We start from the raw sequence: 21,729 nt of genomic DNA, 5'->3' as shown, positions 1-21,729 counted from the left end.
ACCCCGCGACAGAGCCCTTCAGGGCTGATCAAGACCGCCGGATCTGCGAGGATGAACGGCGAATCCAGAGTGTGAAACAGCAGTGAGGAGATCGCCGTGTCGGGTATGTCGGCGGGCCGTTCGGCCATGCGGATGGGACCCGCGGAGCTGGTGCAGGCGGCGGCCATGGCCCGCCGCTTCTACCTGGAGGGCAAGTCCAAGATCCAGATCGCCGAGGAGTTCGGCGTCAGCCGCTTCAAGGTGGCCCGGGTCCTGGAGACCGCTCTCGAACGGGATCTCGTACGCATCGAGATCCGGGTACCGGCCGAGCTGGACGCCGAGCGCTCCGACGCGCTGCGCGCCCGCTACGGCCTGAGGCACGCGGTCGTCGTCGAGTCCCCGGCCGACGCCGAGGACTCCCCCGACCCCGAGAACCTGGGCGAGGTGGCCGCCGACCTGCTCGGCGAACTCCTCGACGAGGGGGACGTCCTGGGCCTCGCCTGGGGCCGCTCCACCATCAACATGGCCGCGGCCCTCGACCGGCTCCCGCCGTGCACGGTGGTGCAGCTGACGGGCGTGTACGACGCGGGCACGGCCGAGCGCGGCTCGGTCGAGGCGGTCCGCCGGGCAGCTCAGGTGTCCGGCGGCGACGCCCACCCCATCTACGCGCCCATGCTGCTGCCGGACGCGGCCACCGCCGCCGCGCTGCGCAGCCAGACCGGGATCGCGCGGGCCTTCGAGTACTTCGACAAGGTCACGGTCGCCTGCGTCTCCATCGGCTCCTGGGAGCCGGGCGTCTCCACGGTCCACGACATGCTGACGGACGAGGAACGGGCCCACTACTCCTCCCTCGGCGTCGCGGCCGAGATGTCCGCGCACCTCTTCGACTCCGAGGGGCGCCGGGTCGGCCGGGACCTCGGCGAGCGGTGCATCACCGTCAAGGCGGACCAGCTGCGCCGTATCCCCGAGGTCGTCGCGATCGCGGGCGGGCAGCGCAAGGCGGCGGCGATCGACGCGGTGCTCAGGTCGGGGCTGGTCACCAGCCTCGTCACGGACACCTCGGCGGCGGATTACCTGATGACCGCCGGACCCACGCCCAAGTCGGCGCTGAACCGGTCCGACCCGGACGGCCCCTGACGGACGGCTCCCCGGGGGCGGCCGTGGCAGCATCTACGGCATGCTGCTGCGGTTCGTCTCCCGGGTGCTTCTGTGTGTGCTGGTCTCGATCGGGGGTGTCGCCGGATGCTCGTCGGATCATCGTACGAACGACGCGCGGGCCGCCCCCAGTGGCCGGCCTTCCGACGGCCTCGCCACCGTCAAGGCGGCCGATCTCCCCGCCGAGGCCCGCCGGACCCTCGCCCTCATCGACAAGGGCGGCCCCTACCCCTACTCCCGCGACGGCGTCGTCTTCGGGAACTTCGAGGGGCGGCTGCCGAAACAGAAGCGCGGCTACTACCACGAGTACACCGTGAAGACCCCGGGCTCGCGCGACCGGGGCGCCCGGCGCATTGTCACGGGACAGGGCGGCGAGATCTACTACACCGATGATCACTACGACTCGTTCCGGACGGTACTGAGATGACCGACATCGCGATCGACCTCGACGGGGTCACGGACAGGGCCGGGCTGATGGACCGGTTCGCGCAGGGGCTGCGGCTGCCCGACTGGTTCGGCCGCAACTGGGACGCGCTGGCCGACGTCCTGCGAGATCCCGGCTTCTGGCCGGAAGGGACCGAGCGGATCGTCGTACAGAAATGGCGGCCGTACGCCAAGGCCCAGCCCGGGGAGTGGGAGATCGCGCTGGAGATCTTCGAGGGGACGGCTCTCCCCGTCCTGCTCGCCCTGTAGGAAGCTCCAGGACGTTCCCGTACAGGCTGGACGATCGTCCCGGGGCTGTTCCGGGACCCACGTGGGAGAATCAAGTACGTGCGTTTTCTCAATGACATCAAGCCCGCGTACGACCTCACCTACGACGACGTCTTCATGGTCCCGAGCCGCAGCGCGGTCGGCTCCCGCCAGGCGGTGGACCTGCGCTCGCCGGACGGGACGGGTACGACGATCCCGCTGGTCGTCGCCAACATGACCGCGATCGCGGGACGCCGGATGGCCGAGACGATGGCCCGGCGCGGTGGGCTCGTCGTCATCCCGCAGGACATCCCGATCGACGTCGTCACGGACGTCGTCTCCTGGGTCAAGAGCCGCCACCTCGTCCTCGACACGCCGATCGTGCTGTCGCCCCAGCAGACCGTCGCCGACGCGCTCGCGCTGCTGCCCAAGCGCGCGCACAACGCCGGTGTCGTCGTCGACGAGGAGCGGCGGCCCGTCGGGGTCGTCACCGACCAGGACCTCACCGGCGTCGACCGGTTCACGCAGCTCAGCGAGGTCATGTCCCGTGACCTGCTGCTCCTCGACGCGGACATCGACCCGCGCGAGGCGTTCACGACGCTGGACTCGGCGAACCGGCGGTACGCGCCGGCCGTCGACGGCGACGGCAGGCTCGCCGGGATCCTCACGCGCAAGGGCGCGCTGCGGGCCACCCTCTACACGCCGGCCGTCGACGCGAACGGCAGGCTGCGCATCGCCGCCGCCGTCGGGATCAACGGGGACGTCGCCGGCAAGGCCAAGCAGCTCCTCGACGCGGGCGTCGACACGCTCGTCATCGACACGGCCCACGGCCACCAGGAGTCGATGATCAGCGCGATCCGTACGGTCCGCGCGCTGGACCCCCGGGTGCCGATCGCCGCCGGCAACATCGTCTCCGCCGAGGGCGTACGGGACCTGATCGAGGCCGGCGCCGACATCATCAAGGTCGGGGTCGGTCCTGGCGCGATGTGCACGACCCGCATGATGACCGGCGTCGGCCGGCCGCAGTTCTCCGCCGTCCTGGAGTGCGCGGCCGAGGCCCGCAAGCACGGCAAGCACGTCTGGGCCGACGGCGGTGTCCGCCACCCGCGCGACGTCGCGATGGCCCTCGCGGCCGGGGCGTCCAACGTGATGATCGGCTCCTGGTTCGCCGGTACGTACGAGTCGCCGGGCGACCTCCAGCAGGACGCGAACGGGCGCCTCTACAAGGAGTCCTTCGGCATGGCGTCGGCCCGCGCGGTCCGCAACCGCACGTCCGAGGAGTCCTCGTACGACCGCGCCCGCAAGGCGCTGTTCGAGGAGGGCATCTCGACGTCCCGCATGTTCCTCGACCCGGCCCGGCCGGGGGTGGAGGACCTGATCGACTCCGTCATCGCCGGGGTGCGGTCGTCCTGCACGTACGCGGGCGCCGGTTCCCTCGCGGAGTTCGAGGAGAAGGCGGTCGTCGGGATCCAGAGCGCGGCGGGGTACGCGGAGGGGAAGCCGCTGCACGCGAGCTGGAGCTAGGCACTTCGGCAAAAGGGGAGGCGGGCCGGGGGCGGGGCGCTCTAGCGTCGTCCCCATGGAGATCATGGCCTGCCGTCGCGAGGACCTCGTCGTGCTGGAGCGTGTCATGCCGTCGGACAGCTTCGACGGCAGCCACCCCATGCGCTTCGCCCGCCAGGAGGCAGGCGGCAGTACGTATCTGATCCCGTGGCTCGACGGCCGGCCCGTCGGTCGCGCGGAGATCCTCTGGACCGGCTGCGAGGCCCCCGAGGTCCAGGCCGCGCACCCCGGCTGCCCCGAGATCAACGGCCTGTTCGTGTGGCCCGAGCACCTGCGCTCGCAGGGCATCGGGACGGCGCTGGTGCGCGCCGCCGAGGAGCGGGCGCTCGCGCGGGGCGTCGAGGTCATGGGGCTCGGGGTGGACGACAGGAACCCGCGCGCGGCGGCGCTGTACGAGCGGCTCGGGTACCGGCCCGGCGTGCGGTACGTCGACCGCTGGTCCTACCGCGACGTGAACGGCGTCCGGCGGGAGCACGCCGATCCGTGCCGGTTCCTCACCCGGGAGCTGAGCCGCTGAGGGCGTGGTCTACTGCCGTATGTGTTGAACGACCTGGACGAACGTATCGTGCACGCCCTCGCCGAGGACGCCCGGCGGTCCTACGCCGACATCGGGCAGATCGTCGGGCTGTCCGCGCCCGCCGTGAAGCGCAGGGTGGACCGGCTGCGGGAGAGCGGGGCCATCGCCGGGTTCACGGTGCGGGTCGATCCGGTCGCGCTCGGGTGGGAGACCGAGGGGTTCGTCGAGATCCACTGCCGCAGGAACACGTCGCCCGAGACCATCCGGCGCGGTCTTGAGCGGTACCAGGAGGTCGTGGCCGCCTCCACCGTCACCGGCGACGCCGACGCCATCGCCCAGGTCTTCGCCTCCGACATGCGGCACTTCGAACGGGTGCTGGAGCGGATCGCGGGGGAGCCGTTCGTGGAGCGGACCAAGTCGGTGCTGGTGCTGTCACCGCTGCTGAGGCGCGCGCCCGCATAAGAGCCGTACGCAACGAATCGCCGGGGTCTCCCCGCTTCGCGCAACGAATCGCTCACCTGCCCGCAATGGGTGCCTGTTGTCCGCTCGGCCCGGCCGACCGTACCGTCTATCTGGCCCCCGACACCCCCCTTCCGCCCAGGTGAGGACACGTATGCGCATCGCCCTGCTCCAGAGCTCCGGACGTCCCGGCTCGGTCGAGGGGAACCTCAAGGTGCTCGGTGAGGCGGCCGGACGGGCGGGCGAGGCGGGGGCGGAGCTGCTGGTGGCGCCGGAGATGTTCCTGACGGGGTACGCGGTCGACGTCGAGAGGCTCGCGGAGCCGGCCGACGGGGAGTCGGCGGACGCGGTCGCGGAGCTGGCCGCGCGGCACGGACTGGCCATCGCGTACGGGTACTCCGAGCGAGCCGGCGACGCCGTCTTCAACTCCGCGCAGGTGATCTCCGCGACCGGCGACCGGCTCGCGAACTACCGCAAGACCCACCTCTTCGGCCCCTTCGAGCGCGACCACTTCACGCCTGGTGAACAGCCGGTCGCGCAGGCGGAGTTGGGCGGGCTGACCGTCGGCCTGATGATCTGCTACGACGTGGAGTTCCCGGAGAACGTGCGCGCGCACGCCCTCGCCGGCACCGACCTGCTGATCGTGCCGACGGCCCAGATGCACCCCTTCCAGTTCGTCGCGGAGGCGATGATCCCGGTCCGGGCGTTCGAGAGCCAGCTCTACATCGCGTACGTCAACAGGGTCGGTGCGGAAGGGGAGTTCGACTTCGTCGGCCTGTCCGTGCTGGCCGGCCCCGACGGAGTCGCCCGCGCCCGGGCGGGCCTCGGCGAGGAACTGCTCCTCGCGGACGCCGATCCCGCGTTCCTCGCCGCGTCCCGCGAGGCCAACCCTTATCTCGCCGACCGCCGCCCGGACCTGTACCGGTCCCTGGCCCGCTAGGAGTCCGTACCCCCATGACGTCCATGGTGCCCAATGCCGTAGAGCACACCGACGCGCAGCAGCCGCCGATCACGATGTTCGGGCCGGACTTCCCGTACGCCTACGACGACTTCCTCGCCCACCCGGCGGGCCTCGGGCAGATCCCGGCGACCGAGCACGGCGCCGAAGTCGCCGTCATCGGGGGCGGGTTGTCGGGGATCGTCGCCGCGTACGAGCTGATGCGGATGGGCCTGAAGCCGGTCGTGTACGAGGCCGACCGGATCGGCGGGCGGCTGCGGACCGTCGGCTTCGAGGGCTGTGACCCCTCGCTGACCGCCGAGATGGGCGCGATGCGCTTCCCGCCGTCCTCCACGGCCCTCCAGCACTACATCGACCTGGCCGGACTCCAGACCCGTCCCTTCCCCAACCCCCTTGCGGAGGTGACCCCTTCGACGGTCGTCGACCTCAAGGGGGAGTCCCACTACGCGGAGACGATCGAGGATCTCCCGCAGGTCTACCGGGACGTCGCCGAGGCGTGGGCCAAGTGCCTTGAGGAAGGCGCCGAGTTCGCGGACATGAACCGGGCGCTGCGGGAGCGGGACGTACCGAGGATCCGCGAGATCTGGGGGCGGCTCGTCGAGCGGCTCGACAACCAGACGTTCTACGGATTCCTGTGCGCCTCCGAGGCGTTCAGGTCGTTCAGGCACCGCGAGATCTTCGGCCAGGTCGGGTTCGGCACGGGCGGCTGGGACACCGACTTCCCGAACTCGATCCTGGAGATCCTGCGGGTCGTCTACACGGAGGCGGACGACCATCACCGGGGGATCGTCGGCGGCTCGCAGCAACTCCCGCTGCGGCTGTGGGAGTCGGAGCCCGAGAAGCTCGTGCACTGGCCGTACGGCACGTCCCTCAAGGCGCTGCACGCCGGTGGCGAACCGCGTCCCGCCGTCACCCGCCTGCACCGCACCGCCGGGAACCGGATCACCGTCACCGACGCGGACGGCGCGATCCGCACGTACCGCGCGGCCGTGTTCACCGCGCAGTCCTGGATGCTGCTGTCCAAGGTCGTGTGCGACGACGACCTCTTCCCGGCCGACCACTGGACGGCCATCGAGCGCACCCACTACATGGAGAGCTCCAAGCTGTTCGTCCCCGTCGACCGGCCGTTCTGGCTCGACAAGGACCCGGCGACCGGGCGGGACGTCATGTCGATGACCCTCACCGACCGGATGACGCGCGGGACGTACCTGCTGGACGACGGCCCGGACAGACCGGCGGTGATCTGCCTCTCCTACACCTGGTGCGACGACAGCCTCAAGTGGCTGCCGCTGTCCGCGAACGAGCGGATGGAGGTCATGCTGAAGTCGCTCGGCGAGATCTATCCGGGCGTCGACATCCGGCGCCACGTCATCGGCAGCCCGGTGACCGTCTCCTGGGAGAACGAGCCCTATTTCATGGGCGCGTTCAAGGCCAACCTCCCCGGCCACTACCGCTACCAGCGGCGCCTGTTCACCCACTTCATGCAGGACCGGCTCCCCGCCGACCGGCGTGGCCTGTTCCTCGCCGGGGACGACATCTCCTGGACCGCCGGGTGGGCGGAGGGCGCCGTACAGACCGCGCTGAACGCGGTGTGGGGCGTGATGCACCACTTCGGCGGGGAGACCGACCCGAGCAACCCGGGCCCGGGGGACGTGTACGACGAGATCGCGCCGGTCGAACTCCCGGAGGACTGAACCTAATCGGGCAGCGGCGTCAGCAGCATCCGCCCCGCGAACCCCACCCCCGTGTCCAGCCGTTCCCCGAACTCCCCGGTGAGTTCGGGGAACCGCCGCAGCGCCCACAGCGCCCGAGCCGCCGACCAGGTCGCCGACCGCGCCCGCTCCAGGCTCCACGAGCCCAGCAGGTGCGTGAGCGGATCGGCGAGCTGGAGCAGATCCGGACCCGGCATCAGCTCCTCCCTGATCCGCTCCTCCAGCGCGACGAGGATGTCCCCGACCTGGTCGAACTCGTCCTCCAGCGCGGCCGGTTCGCACCCGAGTTCGTGGCACGCGTCCACGACGGCCAGCGCCAGGTCGTGCCCGATGTGCGCGTTGATCCCGGCCAGCGCGAACTGGAGCGGCCGTACCCCCGGATGCCGCCGCATCTGGAACAGCGGGCGCCAGCAGGCGGGCGTACGGCGGTCGTTCAGCTCCGCGTCGACGGCGTCCAGGTACCGCAGCGCGAACCGCACGTCCAGGGTGACCGCCGCGCGGGGTTCCGCGAAGCGGCCCGTGTCGATGCGCCGGTCCACCTCCTCGGTGACGGCCAGATAGACCCGGTTGAACACGGCGACCCCGTCCCGCGCGGGCAACTCCGCGTCCAGGGCCCGCATCCGGGCGATCACCGCGTCTACGGCGGACGACGTGTGGCGCTGCAACTCCGGCATGGGGGAAGGGTGGCAGGCCCGCCGGAGGTTCGGGGGACGGACGGCCGGGCTTCCCCAGAACGAGGGACACCGGAGCGGCGTCAGGGACGCGGGTCCGGCACCGCTGCGGCCTCGGAGCCGGCCTGCACGCGTTCGGCGCCCCGCAGGACGCCCGCGAAGAGCAGCAGCCCGCACGACAGGGCCGTGACGACCCCGAACGACACCGTCAGGCTGGTCGCGTGCGCCACCCCGCCGATCAGGCTCGGCGCGACCAGCCCGGACGTGTACGTGATCGTCGCCACGCCCGCGATCGCCTGACTGGGGTTCGGTCCCGAGCGTCCCGCCGCCGCGAAGCACAGCGGTATGACGACGGCGATGCCGAACCCCATCAGGCCGAACCCCGCCATCGCCACGGCCGGATGACCGGCCACGACGACCAGCGCGCCGCCCGCCACGGCGAGAGCCCCACCGGCGCGCACGGTCCGCACCACCCCGAACCGGTCGACCACCGCGTCCCCGGCCAGCCTCGCGATCGCCATCGTCAGCATGAAACCGGTCGTGCAGGCCGCCGCGAGCCCCGCCGACGCCGTCAGCCGGTCCTCCAGGTACACCGCCGACCAGTCCATGCTGGCGCCCTCCGCGAACACCGCGCAGAAGCCGACCGCGCCGATCAGCAGCGCCGAGCGCGGCGGCAGCGTGAAGCGGGGCGGTGCCTCCTCGCCCTGCGTCGGCCGCAGGTCCAGGACCCAGTGGCAGGCGGTCAGGCCCAGCGCCGTCAGGATCAGCGCGGCCAGCGCGTGGTGGATGCGGGCGTCCGCGCCGAGGTGCGCGGCGAGCGTGCCCGCGCCCGAGCCGATCAGCGTCCCCACGCTCCACATGCCGTGCAGGCCCGACATGATCGACTTGCCGAGCCGGTGCTCGATCTCGACGCCCATCGCGTTCATCGCGACGTCCGCCATCCCCGCGGTCGCGCCGTACGCGAACATCGCGAGGCACAGGGTCAGCAGGTTCGGCGCGAGGGACGGCAGGACCAGGGAGAGCGTCCACAGCGCGAGCAGTGTCCGCAGCGCCGTACGCGTGCCCAGGTGGTGCGTGATCCAGCCCGCCAACGGCATCGCGCAGGCCGCGCCGAACGCGGTGAACGCCAGCGCGAAGCCGAGTTGGCCCGCGCCGAGGCCCGCGTGGTCCTGGATCCACGGGACGCGGGTCGCGAACGACCCCGTCACCCCGCCGTGCACGGCGAACACCGCCGAGATGGCGTACCGGCCCCGGCGTACGTCCGTCCCCATGCCCACCCCTCGATCGAGCCGCCTCGTGTCGCGCCGCAAACTATCAGGGACCCTTCCTGATAAATAGAGGGCGCTTGCGGTTCGGGACGGTCCCGGCCATGGGAGGATCCCGCCATGCCCGCATCACCGAGCACGGCCCGAGCCATCAACGACCGGCTCGCCCTGCGCCTGCTCCAGCGCGAAGGCCCGCTGACGGCAGGGCAGTTGAAGCAGCTCACGGGGCTCTCCCGGCCGACGGTCGCGGACCTCGCGGAACGCCTCACGGCCGCGGGGCTGATCGAGGTCGTCGGTGAGTCCGGGGCGCATCGGCGGGGGCCCAACGCGAAGCTGTACGGGATCGTCGCGAGCCGGGCGTCTCTGGCCGCGCTCGATGTGCGCACCGACGGGGTCGCCGTCGTCGTCTCCGACCTCGTGGGGCGGGTGCTCGCGGAGGCCGCCGTCCCGATCGCCGGGGATCTCGCGACGGACCTCGCCCTCGATCAGGCGGTGACGCTGGTCGAGCGGGCCGCGAAGGAGGCGGGGGCCGACACGCTCCACACGGTGTGCATCGGGGCGCCGGGGCTGATCGAGCCGTCCACCGGGGATCTCCGCGACTCCAACGGGCTCCCCGGCTGGCACCGGCGCCTGACGGCGGTACTCCAGGAACGTTTCCCCGCAGCTCACGTACTCGTCGAGAACGAGACGAACCTCGCGGCTCTGGCGGAACGGGGGGAGGGAGCGGCCCGGGACCGGGACACGTTCGTGCTGCTGTGGCTGGGGCAGGGGGTGGGGGCGGCCGTCGTGCTGGACGGGGCGCTGCGGCGGGGGGCTTCGGGGGGCACCGGCGAGATCGGCTTCCTGCCGGTACCGGGGGTGGGCCTGCCGTCGGCCACGGACTGCGAGGGCGGATTCCATTCCGTGGCCGGGGGATGGGCCGTCGAGCGGCTGGCGGGGGCGTTCGGGGTGGCGGGGGAGGGGGCTGCGGGGGTGGTTCGGGGGGCGGCCGACGCGGTGGCCTCCGTGGGCGGGGCGGGAACGGCCGCCGGGAACGGCTCGGCTGGGGGCGCGGGTGACGCGGAGCACGGGGATACGGCGATGCCGGCACCTGATGCCGACGCCTCGCCTCTCGCCGGTGCTCCTGGCGGTGAGGTTCCTGCCGTGCCGCCTCGCGCTGGCGCGTCTGCCGGGCCCGGGCCTCTCGGGCCGCCCGCGTCGGCGGCGCCTGAAGCTGGCGACCCGCCTCGCACTGGCGCGCCCGGCTCCTTCGGGCTGGCCGCGCCGGCAGCGCCTGATGCTGCCGGCGATGAGGTTGCCGTCCCATCTCTCGCTGACGCGCCTGCCAAACCCGGCTCTCGCGGGCTGGCCGCGCTGTCGGCGTCCGAAGCTGCCGTCGCGTCTCTCGCCGGTGCCCTCGGCGGTGAGGTTCCTGCCGTGCCGCCTCTCGTCGATGCGCCTGGCCCCCTCGGGCTGTCCATGTCAGCGACGCCTGGAGCCGCCATCCCGCCTTTCAGTGACGCCCCCGGGACGACCAGCCCCCTCGGTCAGCCCGCGCTGTCGGCGCCCGCCCCCACTGTCCCGCCCCTCGCCGACGCCCCCGGCGATGAGGCCACCAGCCCGGCCGGCATCCCCGTTCCCGAACCCACCCCCGCCGCCCTCTTCCTCGACGCCCTAGCCGACCGCATCGCCCTCGGTGTCGCCTCCGTCGTAGCCGTCCTCGACCCCGGGTGTGTCGTTCTCGGTGGTGAGGTCGGGCAAGCCGGAGGGGGTGTTCTCGCCCGTAAGGTCGAGGCTCGGATCAGGCGGATGGCGCCGTTGGTCACCGAGGTCAGGGCCAGCGCGTTGGGGGGCGGGGCCGTGTTGCGCGGTGCCTTGTTGACCGCTCGGGAAGCCGCGCAGGACGAGTTGTTCGGGGCGTCGTAGGGGGCGGGGCGCTACTCGCCCGTCAGGTACTCCTCGAACGTCCGCTTCCCCACCGCGTTCCCCGGCGTCAGATGCCCGCCCGCGCGGAACGCCCGGTACGCCGCGCCCCACAGCGGGACCCGGACCAGCCGGCGCCTCCTGCCCCGCGCCTTGAGATACGACCGGGCGAGCGAGTCGAACGTCCGCACCTCGGGACCGCCCATGTCCGCAACCCGCCCCTGAGGCTCGCCCAGCGCCAACCCGGCGAGCCGCTCGGCGACTTCGGTCACCTCGACGGGCTGATCGCTCACCCCGGCGGGAACCGGCAGCACGGGGGACCTGGCGAGCGTGCCCAGCACCTGCGCGACGAGGTCGTGGAACTGGGTCGCCCGCAGGACCGTCCACCCCACCCCCGACTCCGCCACCAGGCGTTCGACGGCGAGCTTGGACCGGTAGTAGCCGAGCGGCACCCGGTCCACCCCCACGATCGAGATGAACACCAGATGCCCCACCCCCGCCTCGCGCACGGCCCCGATCAGATTCCGCGCGGCCTTCTCGTCACCCCCGCGCGGCGACCTCGCGCAGTGCACGACCGTGTCGACGCCCGCCGGCGCCGTACGCAGTCCGGAACCGCCGACGGACAGATCGACGGCGTACCCGGGCCCGCGCCGGCTCAGCACCCGCACCTCGTGGCCCCCCGCCCGCAGCCGCTCGACGACGGGCCGCCCCAGGGTTCCGGTCCCGCCGGTCACCAGAATCGTGGGCATAGCTCAACTCCTTCGACAGGGCGTTCCATACCCAGAGTGCCGGAATGCTTCCTGTGAGCCACCCCACACGCTTCACCCGTATGGACGACCCTCCGCCGTGGCACACTGACCGTGTACCTAAAGCAGCGCACTCCGGGGTCGGTGAAAGTCCGAACCGGCGGTTACAGTCCGCGACCCGATCGCTTCCAGTGATCGGTTGACCAGGTGGAATTCCTGGACCGACGGTTAAAGTCCGGATGGGAGGCAGTGCGCGGCGGGTTCACGCACCTCTGGTGCGCCGCCGTACGTGCGCTCGTCCGAGGACGAGTGCGTACGTGTGTCCGGCGCGGCCCTGTGTGCTTGCGCCCGTGTTCTCTGTCGTCTCTCGACAGGCCCCGGAGTCCGTGCCCGATCGTGGCAGGAGGACCCGGGAAGTGTTCACCGGAATCGTTGAAGAGCTGGGTGAGGTCACCGCCGTCGAGATCCTCGGCGACGCGTCCCGGTTCAGGCTGCGCGGCCCTGTCGTCACCGACGGCGCGAAGCACGGCGACTCCATCGCCGTGAACGGGGTCTGTCTCACCGTCGTCGAGCACGAGGGCGACGAGTTCACCGCCGACGTGATGGCCGAGACCCTCGACCGCTCCAGCCTCGGCGCCCTCACCGTCGGCTCCCGCGTCAACCTGGAACGGCCGATGGCCCTCGGCGCGCGCCTCGGCGGGCACATCGTGCAGGGGCACGTCGACGGCACCGGCCAGGTCCTGGCCCGCACGCCGTCCGAGAACTGGGAGATCGTCAAGGTCTCGCTGCCCGCCGAACTCTCCCGGTACGTCGTCGAGAAGGGCTCGATCACCGTCGACGGCATCAGCCTCACGGTCGTCGAAGCCGCCCCGGACCACTTCACCGTCAGCCTGATCCCGACGACCCTCGACCTGACCACGCTCGGGCGCAAGCAGCCCGGCGAGCCGGTCAACCTCGAAGTGGACGTCGTCGCGAAGTACGTCGAGCGCCTGATGGGCGACCGGGTTCCCGGAGCGGCGAAGTGAACGGGCTCAACTCCGAGGCGTTCGTCCTGTTCGACCAGCACATCATCTGGTCGGACATGATCGGCAACATCCTCGGCCTCGTCGCCCTCGCGCTGGGCTGGCGCCGCCACCTGCTGACCTGGCCGGTCCAGTTCGCCTCCGGCCTCATCCTGTTCAGCGCCTTCTACGGGCACCTCGCGGGCAGCGCCGGCAAGCAGGTCGTCGTCATGGCGGTCGCCGCGTACGGCTGGTGGCAGTGGAGCCGCAACCGCGCTCAGGGACGCATCGTCCCCCGCTTCGCCTCCTGGAACGAACGCGGCGCGATGATCGCGGCCGGCGCGGCGGGCACGGTCGCCGTCGCCCTGATCTTCAAGGCCAACCCGAGCCTCTCCTGGGACCCCTGGCCCGACGCGTACATCTTCGTCGGCACGCTCGTCGCCATGTACGCGCAGGCCAAGGGCATGGTCGAGTTCTGGTTCGCCTGGCTCCTCGTCGACGCCGTCGGCGTCCCCCTCAACTTCGCCAACGGCTACGCCTTCTCCGGCTTCGTCTACGTCATCTACGGCGCCCTCGTCCTGTGGGGCATGCGCGACTGGTGGCTGCGCTCACGCCGGACCGCTCTGGAAGGAGTCCCCGCATGAGCACGGCAACCGTCCTCCACGACACCGACACCGACGACCTCACCCTCGACCCGGTCGCCCAGGCCGTCGCGGACATCGCCGCAGGGCGCCCCATCGTGGTCGTGGACGACGAGAACCGCGAGAACGAGGGCGACCTGGTCGTCGCCGCCGAGAAGATCACCCCCGAGATCGTCGCGTTCATGATGAGCGAGTGCCGGGGCCTGATCTGCGCGCCGATGGAGGGCCCGGACCTGGACCGGCTCAAGCTCCCGCAGATGGTCGAGGACAACACCGAGCAGATGAAGACCGCGTTCACGGTCTCTGTGGACGCCTCCGCCGCACACGGCGTGACCACCGGCATCTCCGCCTCCGACCGCGCCACCACCCTCCGGCTGCTGGCGCAGGGCACAGGTGACTCTCAGGAGAGCGGCGCGGTCCAGGCCGACGACTTCGTCCGTCCCGGCCACGTCTTTCCGCTGCGCGCCCGCCCCGGCGGCGTACTCGTCCGCAACGGGCACACCGAAGCCGCCGTCGACCTCGCGCGCCTCGCGGGGCTGCGGCCGGCCGGGGCGATCGTCGAGATCGCCGGGGAGGACGGCCGGATGCTGCGGCTGCCCGAGCTGATCCCGTTCGCCCGTAAGCACGGCCTGACGATCATCTCCATCGAGGAGCTGGTCGAGTACCGCAGGGCCAGAGAACTCGCCGAGACCACCGGCCTCACGAGCGTCGGCTTCAGCGAGCTGAACACCCCCGCCCAGGAAACGATGCCTGAAGTCCAGCGCGAGGCCGAGACCCCCCTCCCCACCCCCCACGGCACCTTCACCGCGTACGGCTACCGAGCCGCCGACGGCATCGAGCACATCGCCCTCGTGCACGGCGAGATCGGCGACGGGGACGACGTACTGGTCCGCCTCCACTCGGAGTGCCTCACCGGTGACGTCTTCGGTTCGCGGCGCTGCGACTGCGGCCCTCAGCTGGACGCGGCGCTGGCACGCGTCCAGGAAGAGGGCCGGGGAGTCGTCGTGTACCTGCGCGGACACGAGGGACGCGGGATCGGGCTGCTCCCCAAACTGCGGGCGTACGAGCTCCAGGAACAGGGCCACGACACCCTGGACGCCAACCTGGAACTCGGACTGCCCGCGGACGCCCGGGACTACGGCGCCGGCGCGCGCATCCTCGCCGACCTCGGCGTCCGCACCGTACGCCTGATGACCAACAACCCCGAGAAGACCGCCGCGCTCGCCCGGTACGGCCTGACCGTGAGCGGCCGGGAACCGGCCCCCGTGCGGGCCGGCGAGCACAACATCCGGTACCTGCGCGCGAAGCGGGACCGGATGGGACACGACCTGCCCTGGCTGGAAGCGGCCGGCGGCGACCAGAAAGCGACCGGAGGAGAGAAGTGAGCGGCAAGGGCGCACCGGAACTGTCCGTACGCAACGCGGGTGACCTGAGGGTCGCCGTCGTCGCGGCGCAGTGGCACGAGAAGGTGATGGACGGCCTGGTGGACGGCGCCCTGCGCGCCCTGCACGACCTGGGCATCGACGAGCCGACCCTGATCCGGGTCCCGGGAAGCTGGGAGCTGCCGGTCGCCGCGAAGGTCCTCGCGGGCCGCGGCTACGACGCGATCGTGGCGCTCGGCGTCGTCATCCGCGGCGGTACCCCCCACTTCGAGTACGTCTGCCAGGGCGTCACCCAGGGTCTCGCCCAGGTCTCCGTGGAGACGGGCGTCCCGGTCGGCTTCGGTCTCCTCACCTGCGACACCGAGGACCAGGCCCTGGACCGCGCCGGGATCGCGGGCTCGAACGAGGACAAGGGGCACGAGGCGGTGACGGCGGCGCTCGCGACGGCGGCCGTGCTGCGTTCAGTATCCGAACCGTGGCACTGAGCCGAAAGAGCCTCGGGCTAGAGTGACCTCACCATGTCCAAGAAGACGTTCGAGGAGCTGTTCACCGAGCTCCAGCAGAAGGCCGCCACCGGCGACCCCGCCACCTCCCGTACCGCCGAACTCGTCGAGAAGGGCGTTCACGCCATCGGCAAGAAGGTCGTCGAGGAGGCCGCCGAGGTCTGGATGGCCGCCGAGTACGAGAGCAAGGACGCGGCGGCCGAGGAGATCTCGCAACTCCTCTACCACGTCCAGGTGATGATGGTCGCCCGCGGAATCTCGCTGGACGACGTCTACAGCCACCTGTAAACCGAGTCACCCCACCACCCACCCGAGCAAAGGAAGCCGACCTCATGCTGCGCATCGCCGTCCCCAACAAGGGTTCCCTCTCCGGCCCTGCGGCGGACATGCTGCATGAGGCCGGCTACCAGCAGCGCCGCGAGTCGAAGGAGCTGCGGGTCGTCGACCCGGTCAACGAGGTGGAGCTGTTCTACCTCCGCCCCCGCGACATCGCGATCTACGTCTCCTCCGGCCGCCTCGACATCGGCCTCACCGGCGAGGACCTCCTCGTCGACTCCGGCGCGAACGCGGAGGTCATCCTCCCGCTCGGCTTCGCCCGCTCCACGTTCCGCTTCGCCGCCAAGCCCGGTACGGCGACGACCGTGGCGGACCTGAACGGCAAGACGGTCGCCACCTCGTACGAGGGGATCGTCGCCAAGTACTTCGCCGACAACGGCATCGACGCCTCCGTCGTCCACCTCGACGGCGCCGTGGAGACCGCGATCGAGCTGGGCGTCGCCGAGGTCATCGCCGACGTCGTGGAGACCGGAACGTCCCTGCGCAACGCCGGACTTGAGGTCTTCGGCGAGCCGATCATGAAGTCCGAGGCGGTCGTGATCCGCCGCAGCGGCGCCGACACCGAGGACGCTGCCGAGCTGAAGGTTCAGCAGTTCCTGCGCCGCCTCCAGGGCGTCCTGGTCGCCCGGACGTACGTGATGATGGACTACGACTGCCGCGTCGAGCAGCTGGAGAAGGCCGTCGCGCTCACGCCCGGTCTGGAGTCCCCGACCGTCTCCCCGCTGCACAACGAGGGCTGGGTCGCCGTCCGCGCGATGGTCCCCACCAAGGAGGCGCAGCGCATCATGGACGACCTGTACGACATCGGCGCGCGCGCGATCCTCACGACGGCCATCCACGCCTGCCGGCTCTGAGGGACCGCACGATGCCTGATCTGCCCGTCACCTTCCGGCCCGGCCGTACCCGCGCGGTGCTGCTCGGGTCCGGTGTGACGATCTTCCTCACCATCTCCGCCGTGGCCCTGCTGCTCGAACAGCTCGGCCCGGGGGAGCGGCTCAGCTTCGTCGTCACCGGCGGCCTCGTCTTCTGGGTCCTCGCGCTGCTCTCCCGGGTCCGCGTCGTCGCCGACGAGGCCGGGGTCACCGTCGTCAACATCGTGTCGAGGCGGCGCCTGGACTGGGCCGAGATCCTCCAGGTCAACCTCCGTCCGGGCGACCCGTGGGTGTTCCTCAACCTCAGCGACGGCACCAGCCTGCCCGCGCTCGGCATCCAGCCGGGCTTCGACAAGAAGCAGGCCATCACCGACGCGAGCGCCCTGCGCGCACTGTCCGAGGCCCGCTCGATCCGGGACCCCGAGAACTCCTAGGGAGACATCCGGGTCGTCGGGCCTGCCGCTGAGGCCCCTGTCTTGATTAATCTGGTGGCGGAGACTCTTCCCTGCGTCTCCGCCCCTGTCGTACCGCGCCCCGGCGGACAGGGGGACACCTGCTATCCGAGGAGTGACTCCCTCCGGCAATGGACGGATCGTCCTGTAGTACCTGCGCCGCCCCCTTCCCCCTCCCCCCGGAGGCGGCGGCATCATGACCACCCCCCTGCTGCTCCTGACGGCCGCGTTCGTCCTGATCCTGGCCAACGGCTTCTTCGTGGCCGCGGAGTTCGGACTCGTCACCGTGGAGCGCCCGGACGCCGAGAAGGCCGCCGCCGAGGGCGACAAACGCGCCCGTACGGTCGTGGAGTCGCTGAAGGAACTCTCCTTCCAGCTCTCCGGCACCCAGCTCGGCATCACCATCACGTCCCTCGTCGTCGGCATGCTCGCCGAACCGGCCCTCGCGGAGCTTCTCGACGGCCCGTTCACGGCGATCGGTGTCCCGGACGGCGCCGTCTCCGGTGTCGCTGTCGTCGTGGGCATGCTCCTGGCCTCCGCGATCCAGATGGTCATCGGCGAACTCGTGCCGAAGAACTGGGCGGTCTCCAAGCCGCTCCAGGTCGCCCGGTTCGTCGCCGGACCGCAGCACGCGTTCTCCCGGCTCTTCCGCCCGGTGATCGCGGCCCTCAACACCGTCGCCAACCGCCTCGTACGGGCGCTGGGCGTCGAGCCCACCGACGAGCTGGCCTCGGCCCGCACCCCCGGTGAACTCGTCTCCCTGGCCCGGCACTCCGCGCAGGCGGGCGCCCTGGAGCAGGACACGGCCGACCTGTTCGTCCGCACCCTGTCCCTGGCCGAGCTGACCGCGCAGCACGTGATGACACCCCGCGTGAAGGTCAGCGCCCTCCAGGCGTCGGCCACCGCCGAGGACGTCGTCAACCTGACCCGCGCGACCGGCCTGTCCCGTTTCCCCGTCTACCGCGAGAAGATCGACGAGATCGTCGGCATGGTCCATCTGAAGGACGCCCTCGCAGTCCCGGTCCACGACCGGCTGCGCACCCCGGCGAGCCGTATCGCCCGCCCGGCCCTGCTGGTCCCCGAGACCCTCCCCGTCCAGCCCCTGCTGGGCCGGCTGCGCCGCGAGCAGCCCATCGCCGTCGTCGTCGACGAGTACGGCGGCACCGCCGGGGTGGTCACCCTGGAGGACATCGTCGAGGAGATCGTCGGCGAGGTCCGCGACGAGCACGACGGGCAGGACACGCCCGAACTCGCCGCCGCCCTGCCGGAGGACGGACGGCCCGCGTGGGACGTCGACGGCAGCTGCCGCGTCGACACGCTCCAGCGCATAGGCCTCACGGTCCCCGAGGGGCCGTACGAGACGGTCGCCGGCCTCGTCGCCGACCTCCTCGGCCGCATCCCCGCCGTCGGCGACCGCACCGAACTCCCCGGCTGGCGCCTGTCGGTACGCCGCGTGGGCCACTACCGGGCCGAGCGGGTGCGCGTGGTGCGTACGGGGGTTGTCGTGGAGGTGGCGCGATGAGCCTTCCGGGATCTTCGATCGCCGCGCCTCCCGGTCGGGCCCCGGCTGCCGGGGACGGCGCCGAGTCCGCGGGCCGGCGATCGCCGGTGCGCCGCTACCGGGCCGGGCACGTCCACCCCGTCGGTACTTGCACCGTCCCGGAGGCCGCCCGATGAGCCTCCTGCAACTCCTCTTCGCCGCGCTCCTCGTGCTGGCCAACGGCTTCTTCGTCGGCGCCGAGTTCGCGCTCGTCTCCGTACGCCGCTCCCAGATCGAACCGCTGGGCACGGCGCGGGCCCGTCAGGTGCTGTACGGGCTGGAGCGGCTGCCCCAGATGATGGCGGCGGCCCAGTTCGGGATCACGATGTGCTCGCTGACCCTGGGCGCGGTCGCCGAACCGACCGTCGCGCACCTCCTGGAGCCGGTCTTCGAGTGGATCCGCCTCCCGCACGGCATGATCCACCCCCTCGGGTACGTCATCGCCCTCGCGGCGGTCGTCTTCTTCCACCTCGTCATCGGCGAGATGGTCCCGAAGAACCTCGCGATGGCAGCCCCCGAGAAGGCGGCGCTCTGGCTGAGCCCCGGCCTGGTGTGGTTCGCGCGCTTCTGCAAGCCGATCACCATCGCCCTCGGCGCGGTCGCCCAGGGCATCCTGCGCCTCTTCCACGTCGAACCCAAGGACGAGGTCGAGGCGGTCGTCACCAGCGAACAGCTCAACCGCCTCCTGGAGGACTCCGGCCAGGCGGGACTCCTCGGCCCCGAGGAGCGTGAACGCCTCGAAGACGCCCTGGAGCTGGGCTCCCGCCCGATCACGGACGTCCTGCTGAAACGCGAGGCACTGGTGACGGTGACCCCGGCGGTCACCCCGGGCGAGATCGTCGCCCTGACCGCCCGTACGGGGTACTCCCGCTTCCCGATCGCCGCGGAGAACGGCGCCTTCATGGGCTACCTGCACGTGAAGGACGTCCTGGACCTGGAGGACTCGCGGCGGGCGGCGGTCCCGCAGCACCTCTGGCGCCCGATGACGACCCTGCGCTCGGAACTCCCCCTGGACGACGCCTTGACGGTGATGCGCCGAGCGGCGACGCACCTGGCCCAGGTGGCGGACGCGTCGGGGAAGGTCCTGGGCCTGGTGGCGCTGGAGGACGTGCTGGAGACGCTGGTGGGGGAGGTGACGGACCCGGCGCACCGGGAGGTGCCGGAAAAGGCGCTGGCCGGCTGACGCGGACAGGCACCCGCGCCCTGTTTTTCAGGGGCGCGGGGCTGTGTCAATTTGCGGCTCCGCCGCGTGGGCGCGACAAGCCACATCGGATCCGCACCCAGAACACAACCGTCACATGGCAGACGGGTCCTGCGGTCCACGTCCCGACAGCACTTCCCCATACGCCTGCATCAGATCCGCCAACCGCAACGTCGACAAGTCGTCCCGGGACAACGCTCCCGTATACATCGACAACCGCAGATCCCGGTACGCACAACTCTTCTCGTACAGCGTCCGCAGGAACCGCCCGTTGCCCAGCTCGTCGATCCACCCCTGCTCCACCACATGCCCGGCGATGGACCGCAGCTCGTCGAGGGCCTCCTCGTCCCACACGTCCCCGTTCTCCGCCGCCAGCACCTCGCCGATGGAGGTGAGTTCGAGCGGCCGGTAGGAGGGGAAGTCGACGCGCGAGGTGAACCGGGAGGACAGCCCGGGATTCGCCGTGAGGAGCCGGTCCATCCCCTCCGGGTACCCCGCGAGGATGACGACGAGGTGATCCCGGTTGTCCTCGGCCCGCTTCAGCAGCACCTGGAGCGCCTCGTCCCCGTACGCGTCCCCTTTGCCGTAACCGGAGTTGGAGAGCGAGTACGCCTCGTCGACGAAGAGGACACCCCCCAGCGCGGAGTCGATGAGTTCGTTGGCCTTGACGGCGGTCTGCCCGAGGTACTCCCCGACGAGGTCGGCCCGCTGGGCCTCGACGAGGTGATCCCCGCCGAGGAGCCCGAGCGCGTAGAAGACCCGCCCGAGGATGCGCGCGACGGTGGTCTTGCCGGTGCCGGAGGGCCCGGAGAAGACGAAGTGGCGTTTCGGCGGCTGGACGGGCAGCCCCTGACCGGCGCGCAGACGGGCCATGTTGAGCTGCGCGGAGAGCGCCTTGACCTGCCGTTTCACGGGTTCGAGCCCGACCATGCGCTCCAGTTCGGCGAGCGCTTCCTCCAGCAGGACGGGATCCGCGGGCCCGGGCGGCAGCGTGGCGGCGACGGACTTCTCCCGCGCACCGGGTTCGGAGACGGGCGGCAGCGGTACGACGGGCGGCAGCTCGCCGGGGTCGGTGAGCTTCAGGTCCCGCCCCTCCGTGCCGAACAGCGGATCGAACCCGTCGGCCGCGTCGACGCTGTCCTGTCCGAACCCGGTGAGGGTGATCGCGGCGAGGTCGGCGGAGTCGTCGTACCCGTCGCCCTCGGCGATCGCGGCGAGCCGCGCGGACGTGTCCATGAACGCGGCGTCGACGCGGTGGACGGCGCGGTAGAGGGGGAGCGCGGCGGCGGAGCGCCCGGTGCCCTCGTGCGCGCGGGCGAGCCAGTAGCGCAGCTCCTTGCGCTGCGGCTGTTCGCTGCGGCAGCGCATGAGCGCGGTGGAGAGCAACGGCTCGGCCTGGCCGTACATTTCGAGCCGGACGCGGGCCATCCCGCCGAACAGCCCCGCCTCGATGCCGAGCAGCGGATCGTCGAGCAGCGGGTCGGTGTGGCGCGTCAACTGCTCCCAGTCCTTGACCAGATAGGCCCGGCAGGCGTGCAGGAACCGCACCTGGTGGTCGGTGTCGACGGGCGGCAGCCCTGCCAACGCCCGGTCCAGTTCGGGGACATGGCGTCCGTCGAGCCAGTGCGAGGCGTGCGCGAGCAGCAGATCGCGCGGGCTCTCCAGCACGGGCTGCACCCACCAGCCCAGCCAGTACCAGGAGTTGAGCGTACGGCGGTGCCGGGTGCGCTGTTCGCCGAAGCGGTCGCGGTGCCGGAACATCCGCAGCAGCGCGGTGGTGGTGTCCACGCGCAGCGCGTGCAGCCCGAGCCAGCCGTCGGCCATGCCGGGGTCGATCCGCACCGCGGTGCGGAACTCCTCCTCGGCCTGCGGATAGGCGCCCATCGTGTAGGCGTCCACGCCTCGCAGCCAGGCGAGGTCGGCCGGGGCGTCGGGGCCCCGGGTGCCGAAATCCATCACGTCCCCCACAAACCGTGCCCCCGTCGGATGGCCGGTGAGCCGTCGCCCGCCGGATCTCAGAGCCGAACCACTGCATACCCGAACCGCTGTGCTCCGGGCCGGAGTTGAGAGCAGTGCCCGGCAGGTCGCACCGCCTGCATCGTACCCGCGTGGGAGGGGTCGGCCGTAGGGTGCCGCACCGGACGTTTGACGAGGTGGGAGCAGATGGGGCGCATCCGGGACGGT

The 21,729-nt window shown here is 71.5% G+C and carries 21 protein-coding genes, 2 pseudogenes and 1 riboswitch; of the genes and pseudogenes, 19 read left to right on the top strand and 4 right to left on the bottom strand.

Annotated elements, in window-relative coordinates:
- Window positions 1-105: 105 nt before the first annotated feature.
- From ACQCO7_RS07580 to ACQCO7_RS07545, 8 genes are all read left to right on the top strand, one after another.
- Entirely contained in the window at window positions 106-1,116 is a 1,011-nt protein-coding gene (locus tag ACQCO7_RS07580; protein ID WP_010357941.1) for a sugar-binding transcriptional regulator, read from the top strand.
- 40 nt (window positions 1,117-1,156) lie between these two features.
- The gene (locus ACQCO7_RS07575) at window positions 1,157-1,561 is read left to right on the top strand and encodes a guanyl-specific ribonuclease (RefSeq protein WP_464071091.1); all 405 of its coding nucleotides are present in this window, start codon (window positions 1,157-1,159) and stop codon (window positions 1,559-1,561) included.
- On the top strand, window positions 1,558-1,827 hold the full coding sequence (locus ACQCO7_RS07570) for a barstar family protein (RefSeq protein WP_464071090.1): 270 nt from the start codon (window positions 1,558-1,560) through the stop codon (window positions 1,825-1,827). Before ACQCO7_RS07575 ends, ACQCO7_RS07570 begins: the two co-directional genes overlap by 4 nt.
- 78 nt (window positions 1,828-1,905) lie before the next feature.
- Window positions 1,906-3,348 (top strand): GuaB1 family IMP dehydrogenase-related protein, encoded by a 1,443-nt coding sequence (locus ACQCO7_RS07565; RefSeq protein ID WP_464071089.1) that lies wholly within the window; start codon window positions 1,906-1,908, stop codon window positions 3,346-3,348.
- 55 nt (window positions 3,349-3,403) lie between these two features.
- On the top strand, window positions 3,404-3,904 hold the full coding sequence (locus ACQCO7_RS07560) for a GNAT family N-acetyltransferase (protein ID WP_464071088.1): 501 nt from the start codon (window positions 3,404-3,406) through the stop codon (window positions 3,902-3,904).
- A 21-nt stretch (window positions 3,905-3,925) separates the two neighbouring features.
- Complete coding sequence (locus ACQCO7_RS07555; RefSeq protein WP_010357949.1) at window positions 3,926-4,366, top strand: Lrp/AsnC family transcriptional regulator; 441 nt, start codon at window positions 3,926-3,928, stop codon at window positions 4,364-4,366.
- A gap of 151 nt (window positions 4,367-4,517) precedes the next feature.
- Entirely contained in the window at window positions 4,518-5,303 is a 786-nt protein-coding gene (locus ACQCO7_RS07550; RefSeq protein WP_464071087.1) for a carbon-nitrogen hydrolase family protein, read from the top strand.
- 14 nt (window positions 5,304-5,317) lie between these two features.
- Window positions 5,318-7,015: a flavin monoamine oxidase family protein gene (locus ACQCO7_RS07545; protein WP_464071086.1), complete on the top strand. Its 1,698-nt coding sequence runs from the start codon at window positions 5,318-5,320 to the stop codon at window positions 7,013-7,015.
- Between the two features lie 2 nt (window positions 7,016-7,017).
- Here ACQCO7_RS07545 and ACQCO7_RS07540 read toward each other — a convergent pair whose 3' ends face one another.
- Window positions 7,018-7,707 carry a DUF5995 family protein gene (locus tag ACQCO7_RS07540; protein WP_464071085.1) on the bottom strand — a complete coding sequence of 230 codons (690 nt, stop codon included), beginning with the start codon at window positions 7,705-7,707 and terminating at the stop codon, window positions 7,018-7,020.
- 80 nt (window positions 7,708-7,787) lie between these two features.
- On the bottom strand, window positions 7,788-8,975 hold the full coding sequence (locus ACQCO7_RS07535; RefSeq protein WP_464071084.1) for an MFS transporter: 1,188 nt from the start codon (window positions 8,973-8,975) through the stop codon (window positions 7,788-7,790).
- Window positions 8,976-9,089: 114 nt separating this feature from the next.
- Between ACQCO7_RS07535 and ACQCO7_RS07530 the strand changes: the two are divergent.
- Both ACQCO7_RS07530 and ACQCO7_RS07525 read left to right on the top strand, forming a co-directional pair.
- Window positions 9,090-9,989, top strand: a pseudogene (locus tag ACQCO7_RS07530) (ROK family transcriptional regulator); the annotation flags it as partial.
- A gap of 612 nt (window positions 9,990-10,601) precedes the next feature.
- A pseudogene (locus tag ACQCO7_RS07525) lies at window positions 10,602-10,874 on the top strand (ROK family protein); the annotation flags it as partial.
- Window positions 10,875-10,885: 11 nt separating this feature from the next.
- Here ACQCO7_RS07525 and ACQCO7_RS07520 read toward each other — a convergent pair.
- Complete coding sequence (locus ACQCO7_RS07520; RefSeq protein WP_464071083.1) at window positions 10,886-11,620, bottom strand: SDR family oxidoreductase; 735 nt, start codon at window positions 11,618-11,620, stop codon at window positions 10,886-10,888.
- Between the two features lie 123 nt (window positions 11,621-11,743).
- A riboswitch (FMN riboswitch) is annotated at window positions 11,744-11,874 on the top strand.
- Window positions 11,875-12,033: 159 nt separating this feature from the next.
- Between ACQCO7_RS07520 and ACQCO7_RS07515 the strand changes: the two genes are divergently transcribed.
- The 9 genes from ACQCO7_RS07515 to ACQCO7_RS07475 all read left to right on the top strand — a co-directional run bounded on the left by ACQCO7_RS07515 (window position 12,034) and on the right by ACQCO7_RS07475 (window position 19,527).
- Window positions 12,034-12,642 (top strand): riboflavin synthase, encoded by a 609-nt coding sequence (locus ACQCO7_RS07515; RefSeq protein ID WP_464071082.1) that lies wholly within the window; start codon window positions 12,034-12,036, stop codon window positions 12,640-12,642.
- Window positions 12,639-13,262 (top strand): nicotinamide mononucleotide transporter family protein, encoded by a 624-nt coding sequence (locus tag ACQCO7_RS07510; RefSeq protein ID WP_464071081.1) that lies wholly within the window; start codon window positions 12,639-12,641, stop codon window positions 13,260-13,262. Before ACQCO7_RS07515 ends, ACQCO7_RS07510 begins: the two co-directional genes overlap by 4 nt.
- Window positions 13,259-14,644: a bifunctional 3,4-dihydroxy-2-butanone-4-phosphate synthase/GTP cyclohydrolase II gene (locus tag ACQCO7_RS07505; protein ID WP_464071080.1), complete on the top strand. Its 1,386-nt coding sequence runs from the start codon at window positions 13,259-13,261 to the stop codon at window positions 14,642-14,644. Before ACQCO7_RS07510 ends, ACQCO7_RS07505 begins: the two co-directional genes overlap by 4 nt.
- Window positions 14,641-15,126: a 6,7-dimethyl-8-ribityllumazine synthase gene (ribH, locus tag ACQCO7_RS07500; protein WP_010357963.1), complete on the top strand. Its 486-nt coding sequence runs from the start codon at window positions 14,641-14,643 to the stop codon at window positions 15,124-15,126. Before ACQCO7_RS07505 ends, ribH begins: the two co-directional genes overlap by 4 nt.
- A gap of 33 nt (window positions 15,127-15,159) precedes the next feature.
- Window positions 15,160-15,432: a phosphoribosyl-ATP diphosphatase gene (locus ACQCO7_RS07495; protein ID WP_010357964.1), complete on the top strand. Its 273-nt coding sequence runs from the start codon at window positions 15,160-15,162 to the stop codon at window positions 15,430-15,432.
- A 44-nt stretch (window positions 15,433-15,476) separates the two neighbouring features.
- Complete coding sequence (hisG, locus tag ACQCO7_RS07490; protein WP_464071079.1) at window positions 15,477-16,334, top strand: ATP phosphoribosyltransferase; 858 nt, start codon at window positions 15,477-15,479, stop codon at window positions 16,332-16,334.
- Between the two features lie 11 nt (window positions 16,335-16,345).
- Window positions 16,346-16,786, top strand: coding sequence for a PH domain-containing protein (locus tag ACQCO7_RS07485; protein WP_464071078.1), 441 nt, complete (start codon window positions 16,346-16,348; stop codon window positions 16,784-16,786).
- 214 nt (window positions 16,787-17,000) lie between these two features.
- Window positions 17,001-18,326 carry a hemolysin family protein gene (locus ACQCO7_RS07480; RefSeq protein ID WP_464071077.1) on the top strand — a complete coding sequence of 442 codons (1,326 nt, stop codon included), beginning with the start codon at window positions 17,001-17,003 and terminating at the stop codon, window positions 18,324-18,326.
- Window positions 18,327-18,477: 151 nt separating this feature from the next.
- A complete protein-coding gene (locus tag ACQCO7_RS07475) occupies window positions 18,478-19,527 on the top strand; it encodes a hemolysin family protein (RefSeq protein ID WP_464071076.1) in 1,050 nt (349 codons plus the stop codon).
- A 111-nt stretch (window positions 19,528-19,638) separates the two neighbouring features.
- On the opposite strand, the gene ACQCO7_RS07470 is transcribed toward ACQCO7_RS07475, so the two are convergent.
- Window positions 19,639-21,501: an AAA family ATPase gene (locus ACQCO7_RS07470; protein ID WP_464071075.1), complete on the bottom strand. Its 1,863-nt coding sequence runs from the start codon at window positions 21,499-21,501 to the stop codon at window positions 19,639-19,641.
- Window positions 21,502-21,729: the final 228 nt, after the last annotated feature.

The sequence above is a fragment of the Streptomyces saintjeani genome (assembly GCF_055409605.1).
This window is presented reverse-complemented; position numbering and strand designations above follow the sequence as displayed.